General features: G+C 70.3%; 2 protein-coding genes. Both read left to right on the plus strand.

Annotated elements, in window-relative coordinates:
* Positions 1 to 32: 32 nt before the first annotated feature.
* The gene (locus tag AB4850_RS22615; protein ID WP_414445211.1) at positions 33 to 4,703 is read left to right on the plus strand and encodes a beta-ketoacyl synthase N-terminal-like domain-containing protein; all 4,671 of its coding nucleotides are present in this window, start codon (positions 33 to 35) and stop codon (positions 4,701 to 4,703) included.
* 10 nt (positions 4,704 to 4,713) lie between these two features.
* The gene (locus tag AB4850_RS22620) at positions 4,714 to 17,544 is read left to right on the plus strand and encodes an amino acid adenylation domain-containing protein (RefSeq protein WP_414445212.1); all 12,831 of its coding nucleotides are present in this window, start codon (positions 4,714 to 4,716) and stop codon (positions 17,542 to 17,544) included.
* Positions 17,545 to 17,565: the final 21 nt, after the last annotated feature.

Consider the following 17,565-nt stretch of genomic DNA (forward strand, 5'->3'; position numbering starts at 1 on the left):
GAGGCCACGCACTTGATAAATAGGTAATCGGCATGAACGATCACATCGATCACGAAGATCACGAAGACCCGCATCAGAACGCCGTCGCCATCATCGGGTTGAGCGGTCGGTTCCCGAAGTCCGACAGCGTGGACGCGTTCTGGGCCAACCTGCGCGCGGGCGTGGAATGCATCGAGTCGTATTCCGAGGACACGCTGCTGAAGGCCGGCGTCGATGCCGCCACGCTCGCCAACCCGAACTACGTGCGGGCCGGCGCGGTGGTGAAGGACATCGACCGCTTCGACGCGAAGTTCTTCGAGATGACGGCCTCCGACGCGGCGTTGACCGATCCGCAACACCGCCTGTTCCTGGAAGTGGCGTGGGAGGCGCTGGAGATGTCGGGCTACGCGCGCCGCGATTTTCCGGGGCTGGTGGGCGTGTATGCCGGTGTCTCGTACAGCCGCTACCTGTTCGAGAACCTCATGCAGAACCCGGGCCTGATGGCCACGCTGAACCCGATGCAACTGATGATCGGCACCAGCAAGGACGCGCTGTGCTCGATGCTGTCGTACAAGCTGAACCTGCGCGGGCCGGCCGTGACGATCCAGACCACCTGTTCCACCTCGCTGGTGGCCGTCCATACCGCCTGCCAGGCGATCCTGAACGGCGAGTGCGACCTCGCGCTGGCGGGCGGCGTGTCGCTGCGCAACTTCCGCGAGGAAGGCTACTTCTACGCCGAAGGCGACATCAGCTCGCCCGACGGCCATTGCCGCACGTTCGACGCGGACGCGGCGGGCACCATCGGCGGCAACGGCGTGGGCATCGTGGTGCTGAAGAAGCTCGAGCACGCGCTGGCCGACGGCGACACGATCCACGCCGTGATCCTCGGCTCGGCCGTCAACAACGACGGCTCGCAGAAGGTCGGCTTCACCGCGCCGAGCGTGACGGGCCAGATGAGCGTGATTTCCGAGGCGCTGGCGGTGGCCGGGGTGGGGCCGGAGGACGTGTCGTATATCGAGGCGCACGGCACCGGCACGATCCTCGGCGACCCGATCGAGCTGCGCGCGCTCAACCATGTATTCGCCACCGACGGCTTCGCGCCGCGCGCATGCGCGATCGGCGCGGTCAAGACCAATATCGGCCATCTCGACGCCGCGGCCGGCGTGGCCGGCCTGATCAAGGTCACGCAGGCGCTGCGGCACCGGGAGATCGCGCCGACGCTGCACTTCAAGCGCCCGAATCCGAACTTCGACCTGGCGAACAGCCCGTTCTACATCAATGCCGAACTGCAAGCCTGGCAGCCGAAGGCGGCCGGCCGCATCGCCGGCGTCAGTTCGTTCGGGATCGGCGGCACCAACGCGCATCTGATCGTGGCCGAAGCGCCGCCGCCGGCACCGGCACCGGCCGCGCCGTCGCGCCGGACCCCGACGCTGCTGGTCTCGGCCAAGACGCCGGCCGCGGTGCGCGCCGGGATGGCGCGGCTGCGGCAGCGCCTGGCCGACGAGCCGGGTATCTCGCTCGCAGACGCCGCGTTCACGACGCAGGTGGGCCGCGAGCATTTCGCGTATCGCGCGTCGATCGCCTGCGACAGCCTGGACGATGCGCTTCGCCAGCTCGACGGCAGCGGCGAGATCGCCGTCAGCCACGCCGCCGAGCGCGGCGCGTCGGCGCTGCCGGTGGTGTTCATGTTCCCGGGGCAGGGCATTCAATACGCCGGCATGGCGCGCGAGCTTCACGACGCCGAGCCGGCCTTCGCGCGCGAACTCGATGCGTGCCTGGCGCTGTTTCGCGAGATCCACGCGCTCGACCTGCGCGCCGTGCTGTTCCCGTCGCCGGCCGAGGCCGAGCGGGCGAGCGCCGCCATCGACGCCACGGACCTGGCGCAGCCGGCGATCTTCTCGGTCGAATACGCGCTGGCGCGCTACCTGATCGGCCTCGGCATCGCGCCGACGGCGATGCTGGGGCACAGCATCGGCGAATACGTGGCCGCCTGTCTTGCCGGCGTGTTCTCGCTGGAAGACGCGGTGCGGCTGGTGGGCGAGCGCGGCAAGCTGATGGCGCGCTCGCCGGCCGGCGCGATGCTGGCCGTGCACGACGGCGAGGCCGCGATCCGCGCGCTGCTGGGCGCGGATCTGTGGATCGCCGCCGTCAATTCGCCCGCCTCGTGCGCGGTGTCCGGCACGCCCGAGGCGATCGAGCGGCTGGAGGCGACGCTGCGCGAACGGTCGATCGACTGCTCGCGGCTGCGCGTGACGCGCGCCTTCCACTCCGGGCTGCTGGACGGCGTGGCGGCCGAGTTCCGCGCCTGTGTCGAACGCGTGCCGCTGCACGCGCCGGCGATCCGCTTCGCCTCCAACGTCACGGGCGAATGGATCACCCACGAAGCCGCGACCGATCCGGGCTACTGGGTCTCGCACCTGCTCGGCGCGGTGCGCTTCGCCGATTGCGCGCAAACGGTCGCGAACGACGGCGACGGCGCGTGGATCGAGGTCGGCCCCGGCAAGACGCTCGCCAACCTCGTCAAGTACGGCCTCGCGCCGAACCCGGCGCGCTGCGTGGTGCCGACGCTGCCCGATATCAGGCAAACGCAGCCGGCGGCGCAGGCGGTGGCCGGTGCGCTCGGCGCGCTGTGGGCGCATGGCGTGCCGGTCGACTGGGCGGCCCTGCACGCGGGCGAGGCGCGACACCGGATTCCGTTGCCGACCTATGCGTTCGAGCGCGAGCGGCATTGGATCGAGGCCTCGGGCGCGGCGTTCGAGCCGCAGCTTGCGGCATCGGCCGCGCCGGTGCAGGGCAAGCAGGCCGACGTGTCGAAGTGGCTGTACCTGCCGTCGTGGCGGCGGCGCGCCGAACTGCCGCGCAAGGCGCGCACCGCGCCGCTCGCCGGGCCGGTGCTGGTGTTCGGCAACCCGGGCGCGCAAACGGACGCGGTGGTACAGGCGCTGCGCGCGAGAGAGGCGAACGTCGTGCTGGTGCGCGAGGCGGACGCGCTGTCGCTCGACGCGGGCGATGCGCTGGCCGTGAACCCGTCGAACCCCGAGCACTACGCGGCGCTGTTCGCGCATCTGGTGCAGACCGGCCGGCTGCCGGTGGCGCTGCTGCATCTGTGGTCGCTGTCGGAACCGGACGACGCGCTCGGTCATTCGCGCTACCACGACCTGCTCGGCCTCGCCAACGTGCTCGGCAACATCCAGAGCCCGGAGCCGATCTCGCTGACGGTGGCCGGCCACGGCGTGCATGCCGTGCTCGGCGACGAACCGCTGCGCCCGCACGCGGCGCTGATCGCGGCGGCCTGCAAGGTGATCCCGCTCGAATTCCGCAACCTGCTCGTCAATTACGTGGATGTCGTCGCGAGCGAGTTGAGCGCGCCCGCGTCGAGCATCGCCGGCCTGCTGGGCGACGAAGTCCTGCGCAATCGCGGCACCGGGCAGGTGGCGCTGCGCGGGCGCGGCGCGTGGGTCGAGGAGATCGTGCCCACCGACCTCGCGGCGGACGAGCCGGTGTTCGCGCTGCGCGACGCAGGCGTGTATCTCGTCACGGGCGGCCTGGGCGGCATCGGCATGGTGTTCGCGCAGCATGTCGCCGATCGCGTCAAGGCGCCCGCGCTCGTGCTGGCGGGCCGCACCGCGCTGCCGCACGCGAGCGAATGGGATGCGTGGCTGGCCGAACACGGCGCGGACGACGCCGTCAGCATCAAGATCGCCAGCATCCGTGCGCTCGAACGCAAGGGCGCGCGCGTGCACTACGTGGCAGCCGATCTGGCGTCCGACGCCGACGTCGCGCGCCTCGCCGAGCGCGTCGCGGCTGTCGGCAAGCCGAGCGGCATCTTCCACGCGGCCGGCGTGGGCGACATCGCGCTGCTGCATTTCCGCACCCGCGAGGCGGCCGAGCGGCTGCTCGCCGCCAAGGTTGCCGGCACCGCGCGGCTGAAGCGGCACTTCGCGCTCGACCGGCTCGATTTCACGATCCTGTGCGGCTCGGTCAACGGCCTGTGCCCGACGATCGGCCAGACCGACTACTGCGCGGCCAGCGCGTTCCTCGACCTGTTCGCGCAGGCGGAGCGGGCCGCGTCGGGTGCGAACGTGCTGTCGGTCGATTGGGGCACCTGGCACGAGACCGGCATGGCGGCGCAGGCCGGGTACACGGCGAACGCGGCGGATGCGGGTGATACGGCCGGCGACATCGGCATCCTGAACGCCGAGGGCGTGCAGGTGTTCGAGCTGCTGACGCGATGCGCCGCGCCCCGGATCGTCGTGTCGCCGTACGCGTTTTCGCAATTCGCCGAGCGCGTGGCCGCCGCCAATGCAGGCTTGGCATCGGAAGCGGGCCCGCGCGCCGAGCAGACCGGCACAACCGGCGTGCTCAACGATCCCGAAGCGCCCACCGAGACGCGGCTGCTCGCGCTGTGGCGCCAGTTGTTCGGCACCGAGGCCTTGGGCGTGGACGACAACTTCTTCGAGAACGGCGGCCACTCGCTGCTGGCGCTGCAAATGCTGGCGCGAATTCGCGACGTGTTCCAGGTCAACTTCGGGCTGCACAACGTGTTCGAGGCGCCCACCGTGGCCTTGCTGACGCGCAAGGTGGACGAGGCCGTGGCGCAGAAGAAGGCCGCGTCGGAGAAGACCTTCATCGAAGCCGCCAAGGCCAACCTCGACGGCATGTCGCGGGAAGCGTTGATGAAGCTGCTGGAAGAAAAGCGCCGCGCGAAGGCGAGCGCCAACTAGGGAGCGGGCGATGGAAGAGCTGTCTCTGGACGCGATCAAGCAGGAATTGCTGGCGCTGATGGCCGCCGAAGCGGGCGACCTGCCGGCCGACGACGACGATGCCCGGCCGACGCCGGTGGCGCGCGAGGCGGGCATGCCGCTGTCGTTCGCGCAGCGCCGGCTGTGGTTTCTCGACCGGCTCGACCGGCAGGCCGGCGCGGCCTATCACGTCAACGTGGCGCTGCGCCTGAGCGGCGCGTTGAACGCCGAGGCCCTGCGCCGCGCGCTCGCGCGGATCGTCGAGCGGCACGAGGTGCTGCGCACCCGCTTCGAGCTGGTGGACGACGAGCCGGTGCAGCGCATCGCCGCGCACGCGCCGTTCGTGCCGGTGCAGCGCGACCTGGCCGGCCTGGCCGACCCGCACGCCGAGGCGCTGCGGCTGGCGCGCGAGCAGGCAAGCGCGCCGTTCGACCTGGCGGCCGGCCCGCTGGTGCGCGGCAGCCTGCTGCGGCTCGGCGAGCACGAGCACGTGCTGCTGGCCACCATGCACCACATCGTCAGCGACGACTGGTCGCTCGCCGTGCTGATCGGCGAGCTGCGCGTGCTGTACCGGGCGTTCGCCGCGGGCCTCGACGATCCGCTGCCGCCGCTGGCGATCCAGTACGCCGATTACGCCGCGTGGCAGCGCCGCTGGCTGTCCGGCGACGCGCTGCGGGCGCAGCAGGACTACTGGCGGGCCACGCTGCAAGACGCGCCGGCGCTGACCGAACTGCCGCTGGATCGCCCCCGGCCCGCCGTGCAGGACTACACCGGACACAGCCTCGACGTCCGGTTCGATGCGCCCTTGAGCGGGCAGCTCAAGGCGCTCGCGCAGCGGCACGGCACCACCGTCTTCAACGTGATGCTGGCCGCCTGGGCCGCGCTGGTGGGGCGCCTGGCCGGGCAGGACGACGTGGTGATCGGCACGCCGGTGGCGAATCGCACGCGCACCGAGGTGGAGCCGCTGATCGGCTGCTTCGTCAACACGCTGGCGATGCGCATCGACCTGTCGGGCCGCCCGAGCGTGGGCGCGCTGCTCGAACGCGTGCATGCGGCGACGCTGGACGCGCAGCGTCATCAGGACATTCCGTTCGATCAGGTGATCGAGGCGGTCAATCCGCCGCGCTCGATGACGCACACGCCGCTGTTCCAGTTGGTGCTGAACTGGCAGAACGCCGAGCCGGACGGCCTCGCGCTCGGCGACGTGACGCTGCGCGGCCTGCCGATGGAGCAGGCGCGCGCGCAGTTCGACGCGAACCTGGAGTTGCGCGAGGATCACGGCGCGATCGTCGGCACGCTGACGTTCGCCACCGCGCTGTTCGACCCATCGAGCATGGCGCGCACGCTAGAGCGCCTCGCCACGCTGCTGGCCGGCATGGTGCGCGACGACGCGGCCTGCATCGACGCGATCGACCTGCTTTCCGCCGCCGAGCGCGAACGCCTGCTCGTGCAATGGAACGACACGGCGCGCGCGACGCCGCAGGCGGGCCTCGGCGCGCTGTTCGAGGCGCAGGCCGATCGCACGCCCGACGCGGTGGCGGTGGTGTACGACGATGACGGCGATGACAATGACGCCCCGGCCGCCCCGACCCATCTGACCTATCGCCAGCTCGACCGGCGCGCGAACCGGCTCGCGCATCACCTGCGCGCGCTCGGCGTGGCCGAGGGCAGCCGCGTGGGCCTGTGCCTGCCGCGCGGCATCGACGCGATCACCACCGTGCTCGCCATCGTCAAGGCCGGCGCGGCCTATGTGCCGCTCGACCCCGCGCATCCGCCGCAACGGCTCGCGCTGATGCTGGACGACAGCGGCGCCGCGCACGTGGTCACGCAAGCCGCGCTGGCGGGCCGCCTGGCAGAAGGCGGTTTCGCCGGCCACACGATCGAACTCGACGCGCCGCATGCGCCGTGGGCGGCAAGGCCCGACACGCCGCTCGGCCTCGACGGCCACCGCCAGTCGCTCGCGTATCTGATCTACACGTCGGGTTCGACGGGCCGCCCCAAGGGCGTGATGGTCGAGCACGGCTCGGTGATCGACCTGGTCGTCAACACCGATTACGTCGAACTGCGCGCCGGTCATGTCGTCGCACACGTGTCGAACCTGGCGTTCGACGCGGCGACCTTCGAGATCTGGGGCGCCTTGCTGACGGGCGCGCGCCTCGCCTGCATCGGCAGGCAGACCGCGCTCGATCCGCGCCGCTTCCTGCAGGCGCTCGAACGGCACGGCGCCGACGTGATGTTCCTGACCACCGCGCTGTTCAATCAATTGGCCGCGCACGACAGCGGCGCGTTCGCGCGCTTCGACTGCCTGCTGGTGGGCGGCGAGCAGCTCGACCCGGCCGCGATCGCGCGGGTGCTCGCGAGCGGTCCGCCGCGGCGGCTGCTCAATGCCTACGGCCCGACCGAAACCACCACGTTCGCGGTGTGCCACGAGATCACGGAAGCCTCGCCAGGGCACGGCGTGCCGATCGGCAAGCCGATCGGCAACATGCGCGCCTACGTGCTCGACGCACGGTTGCGGCCGGTGCCGATCGGCGTGCCGGGCGACCTGTACCTGGGCGGATCGGGCGTCGTGCGCGGCTACCTGAACCAGCCGGCGCTGACAGCCGAGCGCTTCGTCGCCGATCCGTTCTCGACCGACCCGCAGGCCCGGCTGTATCACACCGGCGACCGCGCGCGCTGGCTGCCCCAGGGCGTGTTGCAGTATCTCGGGCGGATCGATCATCAGGTGAAGCTGCGCGGTTTCCGGATCGAACTCGGCGAGATCGAGACGGCGCTGCGCGCGCTCGATGCGGTGGCCGACGCGGTGGCGATGGTGCGCGAGGACGCGCCGGGCGACCGGCGGCTGGTGGCCTACGCGGTGGCGGCGCACGGGCACGCCGCGCCGGGGCTGGCGGCGCTCAAGGATGCGCTGTCGGGCACGCTGCCCGACTACATGGTGCCGGCGCAGGTGGTGTGGCTCGCTGCGCTGCCCGTCACGCCGAACGGCAAGCTCGACCGCCGCGCGCTGCCGGCGCCGGACGCGATCGTCAGCGACGCGGCCTATGCCGCGCCGCGCACCGCGACGCAGCGCGCGCTCGCGCAGATCTGGGCCGAGGTGCTGAAGGTCGAGCGGGTGGGCCTGCACGAAAACTTCTTCGAACTGGGCGGGCATTCACTGCTGGCCGTGCAACTGGCCTCGCGCGTGCGCGGCCGGCTCGGCGTGGAGGTGGCGCTGGCCGAACTGTTCGCGCATCCCACGCTCGGGCAGTTCGCCGACGCGGTCGAGCAGGCGGGCACCAGCGCCTTGCCGCCGATCGTGGCGCGCGATTGCGGTCGCGATGAGGCCGCCGCGCTGTCGTTCTCGCAGCAGCGCCTGTGGTTCCTCGACCGGCTGGAGCAGGGCGCGAGCACGGCCTATCACGTGATGGTGGGCCTGCGCCTGAGCGGCGCGCTCGATGCCGAGGCGCTGCGCCGCGCGCTGGACCGGATCGTCGCGCGTCACGAGATGCTGCGCACGCGCTTCGGAGTGGTGGACGGCGAGCCGGTGCAGCGCGTGGCGCTTCATGCGCATTTCGCGCTGGCGGAGCACGACCTGAGCAGCGAGGCCGACGAGGACGACGCGCAGGCGCAGGTGCGCCGCCATTTCGCGGACGAAAGCGATACGCCGTTCGACCTGGCCGCCGGGCCGCTCGTGCGCGGTCGGCTGCTGCGTCTCGCCGAGCACGAGCATGTGCTGCTGGCGACGATGCACCACATCGCGAGCGACGGCTGGTCGATGAGCGTGCTGGTGCGCGAGTTCAGCGCGTTGTATCACGCCTTCAGCCAGGGGCAGGCCGATCCGCTCGCGCCGCTCGCGATCCAGTACGCCGATTACGCGACGTGGCAGCGCGGCTGGCTGACCGAAGCCGTGCTCGCACGGCAACTGGCGTACTGGCGCGACGCGCTGCAAGGCGCGCCCGAACTGCTCACCCTGCCGACCGACCGGCCCCGGCCCGCGGTGAAACGGCAGCGCGGCGCGATCCTGCCGCTGCGCTGGCCGGCTGCGCTGAACCGTGATTTGAAGACCCTCAGCCAGCGCGCGGGCGCAAGCCTGTTCATGACGCTCGCCGCCGCGCTCGGCGTGGTGCTCGGGCGGCATGCCGGCCAGCACGACGTATGCATCGGCCTGCCGAGCGCGAACCGTCATCACGCGGAGATCGAGCCGCTGATCGGCTTCTTCGTCAATACGCTGACGCTGCGCGTGCGCGCCGAACCGGCGCTGCCGTTCGACGCGCTGCTCGCGCAGGTGCGCTCGGACGCGTTGCAGGCCTATGCGTTCCAGGATCTGCCGTTCGAGCAGGTGGTCGATGCGCTGAATCCGGGCCGCACCACCAGCCATGCCCCGATCTGCCAGGTGTCGTTCAACCTGCAGAACGAGCCGTCGGCCGCGCTGGCATTGCCGGGCTTGACGATCGAGATGCTGGATGCCCACGGCGCGACGGCGAAGCTCGATCTGTCGGTGCATCTGCACGAGGCCGACGGCGATCTGGTGGGCGCGGTGGAATACGACACCGATCTGTTCGAGCGCACGACGATCGAACGCCTGTTCGCGCATTACGCGGTGCTGTTGCGCGCGGTGGTCGAGGCGCCGCACACGCCGGTCGGCCGGCTCGCGCTGCTGCCCGATGATGAGCGGGCGCAGGTGCTGGCCGGATGGAACGACACGGCGTCCGATCGCGGCGTCGCGCGCAACGTTCAGGCGCTGTTCGAGGCGCAGGTCGATCGCACGCCGGATGCCGTGGCTTTGATATTTGCCGATGAAGCGCTCACCTACGCGCAACTCGATGCACGTGCCAACCAAATGGCGCACCGTCTTCAGGCGATGGGCGTGCAGCCGGAAACGCCGGTGGCGATCTGCCTGGATCGTTCGATCGAGTTGGTGGTGGCGGTGCTGGCCGTGCTGAAGGCGGGCGGGGCTTACGCGCCGCTCGATCCGTCGCAACCGTCGGACCGTTTGGCGTGGATCGTCGAGGATGCCGCGCTGCCGTTGCTCATCACGACCTCGGCGCTATCCGACCATGTGCCCGGTTTGATGCTGTTCCGCCTGCTGGTGGACGAGCACGCGGCGGCGATCGCTTCGCAGCCGACCGAACGCCTCGGGTTGGACGTGCACCCTCGGCAACTGGCCTACGTGATCTACACGTCGGGCTCGACGGGGCAGCCGAAGGGCGCGCAGCTTCCGCACGAAGGCTTGCTGAACCTCGCGCATGCGCAATCGAGGCTGTTCGGCGTGCAGCCCGGCGAACGCGTGCTGCAATTCGCGGCGTTCGGCTTCGACGCCTCGACGTGGGAAATCTTCATGGCCCTGAGCGCAGGCGCGACGCTGTGCCTGGCGCCCCGCGATCAACTGATGCCGGGGCTGACGCTCGAAGCGACCATCGCACGCCTGGGCGTTCAGGTGGCGACGCTGCCGCCGGTGGTACTGGCCGCCAGTTCCCCCGAATCGATGCCGACGTTGCACACGTTGATCAGTGCAGGCGAGGCGTGCTCGCAAGAACTGGTCGCGCAATGGTCGCAAGGACGGCGCTTCTTCAACGCTTACGGACCGACTGAAGTGACCGTATGCGCGACGGCCTACGAAGCAGAAGGCGCGCGGCTGCAAGCGCCGCCGATCGGCAGGCCTGTTGCGAACGCACAGGCGTACGTGCTGGATGCCTCGCTGGAGCCGGTTCCTATCGGCGTAGCGGGTGAACTGTTCGTGGCGGGCGCAGGACTCGCGCGCGGCTATCGCGGCCGAGCGGACCTGACAGCCGAGCGCTTCGTGCCGAACCCGTACGGCGAGCCGGGAAGCCGGATGTACCGCACCGGCGACCTGGTGCGCTGGCTGGCCGACGGCAATCTGGAATATCTCGGCCGGATCGACCATCAAGTCAAGATCCGCGGCTTCCGCATCGAGCTGGGCGAGGTGGAAGCCGCGCTGCGCGCGTTGCCGCAGGTTCGCGACGCCGCCGTGCTCATGCACGAGGCCGATGCCGGCGAAAAGCGCCTCGTCGGCTACGCGGTGCCGGCCGACGGCCACGCGCGGGCCGAGCCTTACGTGCTGCGCGAGGCGCTGGCGAAGAGCTTGCCGGACTACATGGTGCCGGCGCAACTGATCTGGCTGGACGCGCTGCCGCTGACGCCGAACGGCAAGGTGGACCGGCGCGCGCTGCCCGCGCCGGGCGAGATGACGAGCGGCGCGGCCTACGTCGCGCCGGGCACGCAAGCCGAGCGGACGCTCGCGGCGATCTGGGCCGAGGTGCTGAAGGTCGAACGCGTGGGCCTGCACGAGAATTTCTTCGAACTGGGCGGCCATTCGCTGCTGGCCGTGCAACTGGCGTCGGCGATCCGCAGCCGGCTCGGCGTGGAAGTGCCGCTGGCGGAACTGTTCGCGCATCCCACGCTGGGCCGCTTCGCGCAGGTGCTCGAACAGGCCGGCGCGAGCCGCCTGCCGCCGATCGAGCCGCGCGAATCTGGCGAAGCCGTGCCGCTGTCGTTCGCGCAGCAGCGCCTGTGGTTCCTCGACCGGCTCGACCCGCGCGCCAGCGCGGCATACCGGATTCCGGTGAGCGTGCGCCTGAGCGGCGCACTCGATACCGAGGCGCTGCGCCGCGCGCTGGACCGGATCGTCGCGCGGCACGCGGTGCTGCGCACCCGCTTCGATGCGACCGACGGCGTGCCGATGCAGCGCATCGATGCGCACGCGCGCTTCGCGCTGACGCTGCACGATCTGGCCGCGCAGCCCGACCCGGAACGCGGCGTGCACGCGCATGCCGAGGCCGAAGCGGGCGAGCCGTTCGATTTCTCGGCGGGGCCGCTGGTGCGCGGCCGCCTGCTGCGCCTGAGCGAACGCGAGCATGTGTTGTTCGTGACGATGCATCACATCGTCAGCGACGGCTGGTCGATGAGCGTGCTGGTGCGTGAACTGGGCGCGCTGTATCGCGCGTTCCGCGAGGGGCGCGACGACCCGCTGGCCCCGCTGCCGATCCAGTACGCGGATTACGCGGTGTGGCAGCGCCGCTGGCTCGCGGGCGAGGTGCTGCAACAGCAGCTTGCCTACTGGAAAGCCACGCTCCAGGGCGCGCCGGAACTGAGCACCTTGCCGCCCGACCACGCGCGCCCGGCGGCGCAGGACTACGCGGGCGAGAGCCTCGGCGTGCGGATCGACGCCGCGCTCGGCGGCCGCATCAAGGCGTTCGCGCAGCAGCGCGGCACCACGGTGTTCAACGTGGTGCTGGCCGCGTGGGCGCTGCTGGCCGGCCGCCTGTCGGGGCAGGACGACGTGGTGATCGGCACGCCGGTGGCGAACCGCACGCGCACCGAGGTCGAGCCGCTGATCGGCTTCTTCGTCAACACGCTGGCGCTGCGCATCGACCTGTCGGGCCACCTCGGCGCGGGCGAACTGGTGACCCGCGTGCACGCGGCGACGCTCGCGGCCCAGGCGAACCAGGACCTGCCGTTCGAACAGGTGATCGAGGCCGCCAACCCGTCGCGCTCGATGGCGCACGCGCCGCTGTTCCAGTCGATGCTGGTCTGGCAGAGCCAGGCCCAGGCCGACCTCGATCTCGGCGACGTGACGCTGCGGGGCATGGCCCCCGAGCGCGACCAGGCGCAGTTCGACGTGACGCTGGAACTCAGCGAAACCGGCGACGGCATCGCCGGCAGCCTGACGTTCGCCACCGCGCTCTACGAGCGCGCGAGCGTCGAGCGCTACCTCGGCTACTTCACGACGCTGCTCGACGCGCTGGTGGCCGACGCGAACCGGCCGGTGCGGCAACTCGACATGCTGACGGCCGCCGAGCGGCAAGCCCTGGCCCAGGACGGCAACGATCCGGCCGAGGCGCGCGACCCGTCGCAGAGCGCGCACGGCATGTTCGAGGCGCAGGCGGCGAGCACGCCCGATGCGCTGGCGGTGATCTTCGACGAGACGGCCCTGAGCTACGCCGCGCTCAATGCGCGCGCCAACCGGCTGGCCCGCGAGCTGGTGTCGCGCGGCGTCGGCCCGGAGGTGCCGGTGGCGCTGTGCCTGCCGCACGGCATCGACATGCTGGTGGCGATCCTCGGCGTGCTGAAGGCCGGCGGCGCCTACGTGCCGCTCGATACGCAATTGCCCGACGAACGGCTGCGCCAGATGCTGCGCGACTGCGCACCGCGGCTGGTGCTCGCCGATCACGCGCTGCTCGAGCGGCTGCCCGACGGCGCGCTCGCGCTGAACGGCCCGCACGCCATCGATGTATCCGGCTGGCCCGACGGCAATCTGCAACGGCCCACGCACCCGGCCCAGTTGGCCTACTGCATTTACACCTCCGGCTCCACCGGGCTGCCGAAGGGCGTGCAGCTCGCGCACGGCGGCCTGGTGAACCTGATCCATGCGCAAACGCCGCTGTTCGGCGCGAAGCCGGGCGAGCGCGCGCTGCTGTTCGCGCGCTTCAGTTTCGACACCTCGGTCACCGACATCTTCATGGCGCTGACGGCCGGCGCGACGCTGTGTCTGGCGCCGCGCGAGCGGCTGATGCCGCGCGGCCCGCTGGAGGCGACCATCGCCCGCCTGGGCGTGCAGATCGCCACGCTGCCGCCGGCCGTGCTCGCCTCGATGGACGCCGATGCCTTGCCGTCGGTGCATACGCTGGTCACCGCGGGCGAGGCCTGCACGCAGGCGCTGGCGGCGCGCTGGGCCAACGGGCGCCGCTTCTTCAACGCGTACGGCCCGACCGAGGGCACGGTGTGCGCGTCGGTGCAGCGGATCGCGGCCGACGCCGCACGCGATCCGTCGATCGGCCGGGCGCTGGCCAACGTGCGGCTGCACGTGCTCGATGCCGACGGGCGGAGGCTGCCTCCCGGCGTGGCCGGCGAGTTGTTCATCGCGGGCGACGGCGTGGCGCGCGGCTATCGCGGCCGGCCGGACCTGACGGCCGAGCGCTTCGTGCCCGATCCGCATGGCGCGGCGGGCGGCCGCATGTATCGCACCGGCGATCGGGTGCGCCGGCTCGCGAACGGCGAGCTGGAATATCTGGGCCGGATCGATCATCAGGTGAAGCTGCGCGGCTTCCGCATCGAATTGGGCGAGATCGAAGCGGCGCTGCGCGCGCAGCCTGCCGTGCGCGACGCGGCGGTGATCGTGCGCGAGGATCAGCCCGGCCACCGGCGCCTGGTGGGCTACGTGGTGACGGCCGACGGCCACGCCGCGGCGGACCTGCCGGCGCTGCGGCACACGCTGGCCGCGACGCTGCCCGACTACATGGTGCCGTCGCAACTGATGCGGCTCGATGCGCTGCCGCTCACGCCGAACGGCAAGCTCGACCGCCGCGCGCTGCCTGCGCCGGGCGAATTGCACGGCGGGGCGGATCATGTCGCGCCGCGCACGCCCACCGAGCAGGCGCTCGCCGAGATCTGGTCGGCGGTGCTGAAGGTCGGGCGGGTGGGCGTGCACGACAATTTCTTCGATCTGGGCGGGCACTCGTTGCTGGCCGTGCAGCTTGTATCGGCAATCCGCAGCCGCCTGAACGTGGAAGTGGCGCTGGCCGAGCTGTTCGCGCATCCGGTGCTGGAACGGTTCGCGCGGGTGGTGGAGCACGCGGGCACGAGCGCGCTGCCGCCGATCGGCGGGCGCGAAGCCGGCGACGCCGCGCCGCTGTCGTTCGCGCAGCAGCGGCTGTGGTTCCTCGACCAGCTCGACCCGCGCGCCAGCGCCGCGTATCACATTCCGGTGGGCGTGCGCTTGAGCGGTGAGCTCGATGTCGAGGCGTTGCGGCTGGCATTGAACCGCATCGTCGCGCGTCATGAGGTGCTGCGCACCCGCTTCGTGCTGGTGGAGGGCGAGCCGGTGCAGCGCATCGACTCGCCCACCTCGTTCGCGCTGTCGGTGCACGACTTGAGCGGGCTGGCCGACGCGGAACACGAGGTGCTGCGTCATGCGCGGGACGACGCCGGCGCGCCGTTCGATCTGTCGGCGGGGCCGCTGGTGCGCGGCCGGCTGCTGAAGCTCGGCGAGCGCGAGCATGTGCTGCTGGTGACGATGCATCACGTCGTCAGCGACGGCTGGTCGATGGGCGTGCTGATTCGCGAGTTCGGCGCGCTGTATCGGGCGTTCAGCGAGGGGCGTGACGATCCGCTGACGCCGCTGGCGATCCAGTACGGCGATTACGCGGCGTGGCAGCGCCACTGGCTCGCGGGCGACGTGCTGCAACGGCAACTGGCTTACTGGAAGACGACGTTGCAAGGCGCGCCGGAACTGACCGCGTTGCCGCTCGATCACGCCCGGCCCGCTGTGCAGGATTACGCGGGGCAGAGCGTCGAGATTCGCTTCGATGCCGCACTGAGCGCGGGCATCAAGGCATTGGCCCGGCAGCAGGGCACGACGGTGTTCAACGTGGTGCTGGCCGCGTGGGCCGCACTGGCGGGCCGCCTGTCGGGGCAGGACGACGTGGTGATCGGCACGCCGGTGGCGAACCGGATGCGCTCGGAAGTCGAGCCGCTGATCGGGTTCTTCGTCAATACGCTGGCGTTGCGTATCGATCTGTCGGGCCGCCCGGCCGTGAGCGAACTGCTCAAGCGTGTGCACGACACGACGCTGGCGGCGCAAAGCCATCAGGACGTGCCGTTCGATCAGGTGATCGAGGCGGTCAATCCGTCGCGCTCGATGGCGCATGCGCCGCTGTTCCAGTCGATGCTGGTCTGGCAGAACACGGCGCGGGCCGATCTCGATCTCGGCACGGTGACGCTGCGGGGGATGGCGCCCGCGGCCGTCCCGGCGCAGTTCGACGTGACGCTGGAGCTGGGCGAGTACGACGACCTTATCGCTGGGAGTTTGACGTTCGCGACGTCGCTGTTCGAACGCGCGAGCGTGGAGCGGTATCTCGGGTATTTCACGGCGCTGCTCGACGGCATGGTGGCCGATAGCGGCCAGCCGATGGTGCAACTGAAGATGCTGCCGGAGGCGGAACGCCGGCAAGTCATGCTGGGCTGGAACGATACGGCGATGACGTGCGAGCGTGCGCAAAGCGTGCAGGGGATGTTCGAGGCGCAGGTGGCGCGAACTCCCGAAGCGGTCGCGGTGCGCTTCGATGACGAGGCGCTGACCTATGCGCAGTTGAACGCGCGTGCGAATCGGCTGGCGGATCATTTGGTGACACGCGGCGTCGGCCCCGATGTGATGGTCGGCATCTGCATGCATCGCGGTATCGATCTGTTGGCAGCGTTGCTCGGTGTCATGAAGGCCGGCGGCGGTTATTTGCCGCTGGACCCGGCGTTCCCGGCCGAGCGGCTGGCGATGATGCTGGACGACGCGCAACCGGCGTTGGTGCTGACGAACGAGGGTTTGCTGGCCGACCACGCAAAACGTTTGGACCTGAGCGAATGGCCGGCCGGCAATAGCGATTTCCGGCGCGATGCACGGCCCGACGGCGATCAGATCGCCTACATCCTGTACACGTCGGGTTCGACAGGCCGGCCGAAGGGTGTCCAAGTCACCCAGCATGGGATGCTGAACATCCTCATGTCCTTGCAGCGCGATCTGAAGCTGGAAGCGCAAGACAAGTTGTTGAGCGTATCGACGCTGTCGTTCGATATCGCCGCGCTGGAGCTGTGTCTGCCTTTGTTCAGCGGTGCCTGCGTGGTAATCGCGTCGAGAGAAACCGCGCTCGATCCGTCGAAGCTGTCTCACGCGCTCGAATCCCGTGAAATCACGGCGATGCAAGCCACACCATCGACGTGGCGGATGTTGATGGATTTCGGCTGGACACCGGCCAAGGATTTCCTGCTGATCAGCACCGGCGAAGCCCTGCCGCGCGATTTGGCCGAAGAACTTCTCCAATCGGTCGCATCGGTCGTGAATCTCTACGGCCCGACCGAAACCACGATGTATTCGACGATCTCGCGCGTGTTTCCTAGCGATCACGGCATCCGCATCGATATCGGCCGTCCGGTAGCGAACACGCAGGCGCACATCCTCGATGAAGCACTGGAACTCGTACCGATCGGGGTGGCGGGCGAATTGTTCCTCGCCGGTGCGGGCGTATCACGCGGCTACCGTGATCGTCCTGACCTCACAGCCGAACGCTTCGTGCCGAATCCGTACGGCGAACCCGGCAGCCGCATGTATCGCACCGGGGATCTGGTGCGCTGGCTGCCACATGGCGAACTCGAATACCTCGGCCGGATCGACCAACAAGTGAAGCTGCGCGGCTTCCGCATCGAGTTGGGTGAAATCGAAGCCACGCTGCGCAGCCTCCCTGAAGTGCGCGACGCGGCGGCGATGGTCCGCGAGGATCAGCCGGGCCACAAGCGCCTCGTGGGCTACGTCGTTGCGGCCGAAGGCCACGCGCCCACCGGCACGCAAGCCCTGAGACAAGCCCTGTCGCTCACGCTGCCCGACTACATGGTCCCGTCGCAACTGATGTGGCTCGACGCGCTGCCGCAAACCCCGAACGGCAAGCTCGACCGCCGCGCGCTGCCGACACCGGACGCGTTGCGAGCCGAATCGGAGTACGTGGCCCCGAGCACCGAGGTCGAAAAAACCCTGAGCGCGATCTGGTCCGAGGTGTTGAAGCTCGACCGCGTGGGCATCCACGACAACTTCTTCGAACTCGGCGGCCACTCGCTGCTGCTGGTGCGCGTGCATCAGCGCCTGGCGAGCCTGACGTCGAGGCCCGTGTCGATCATCGATCTGTTCCAGTACCCGACGATTTCCCAACTCGCGAGCCTGCTGCATGCCGACGCCGACGCGCAACACTCGCAGATCAAAACCCAGGTCGACGCCGCGGCGCGGCGCGGCGAGCAACGGCGCAGGCGCCACGCCGCCGCGCCCGGCAGGACGAGGCAAGCATGACGGCCAACGCTGAACAAGGAA

Source organism: Burkholderia sp. 22PA0106 (assembly GCF_047497155.1).
Classification (GTDB): domain Bacteria; phylum Pseudomonadota; class Gammaproteobacteria; order Burkholderiales; family Burkholderiaceae; genus Burkholderia.

What these genes read in the sequence shown, in the direction of transcription:
- AB4850_RS22615 (WP_414445211.1), top strand. Translation starts at nt 33, where the DNA reads ATGAACGATCACATCGATCACGAAGATCACGAAGACCCGCATCAGAAC.
- AB4850_RS22620 (WP_414445212.1), top strand. Translation starts at nt 4,714, where the DNA reads ATGGAAGAGCTGTCTCTGGACGCGATCAAGCAGGAATTGCTGGCGCTG.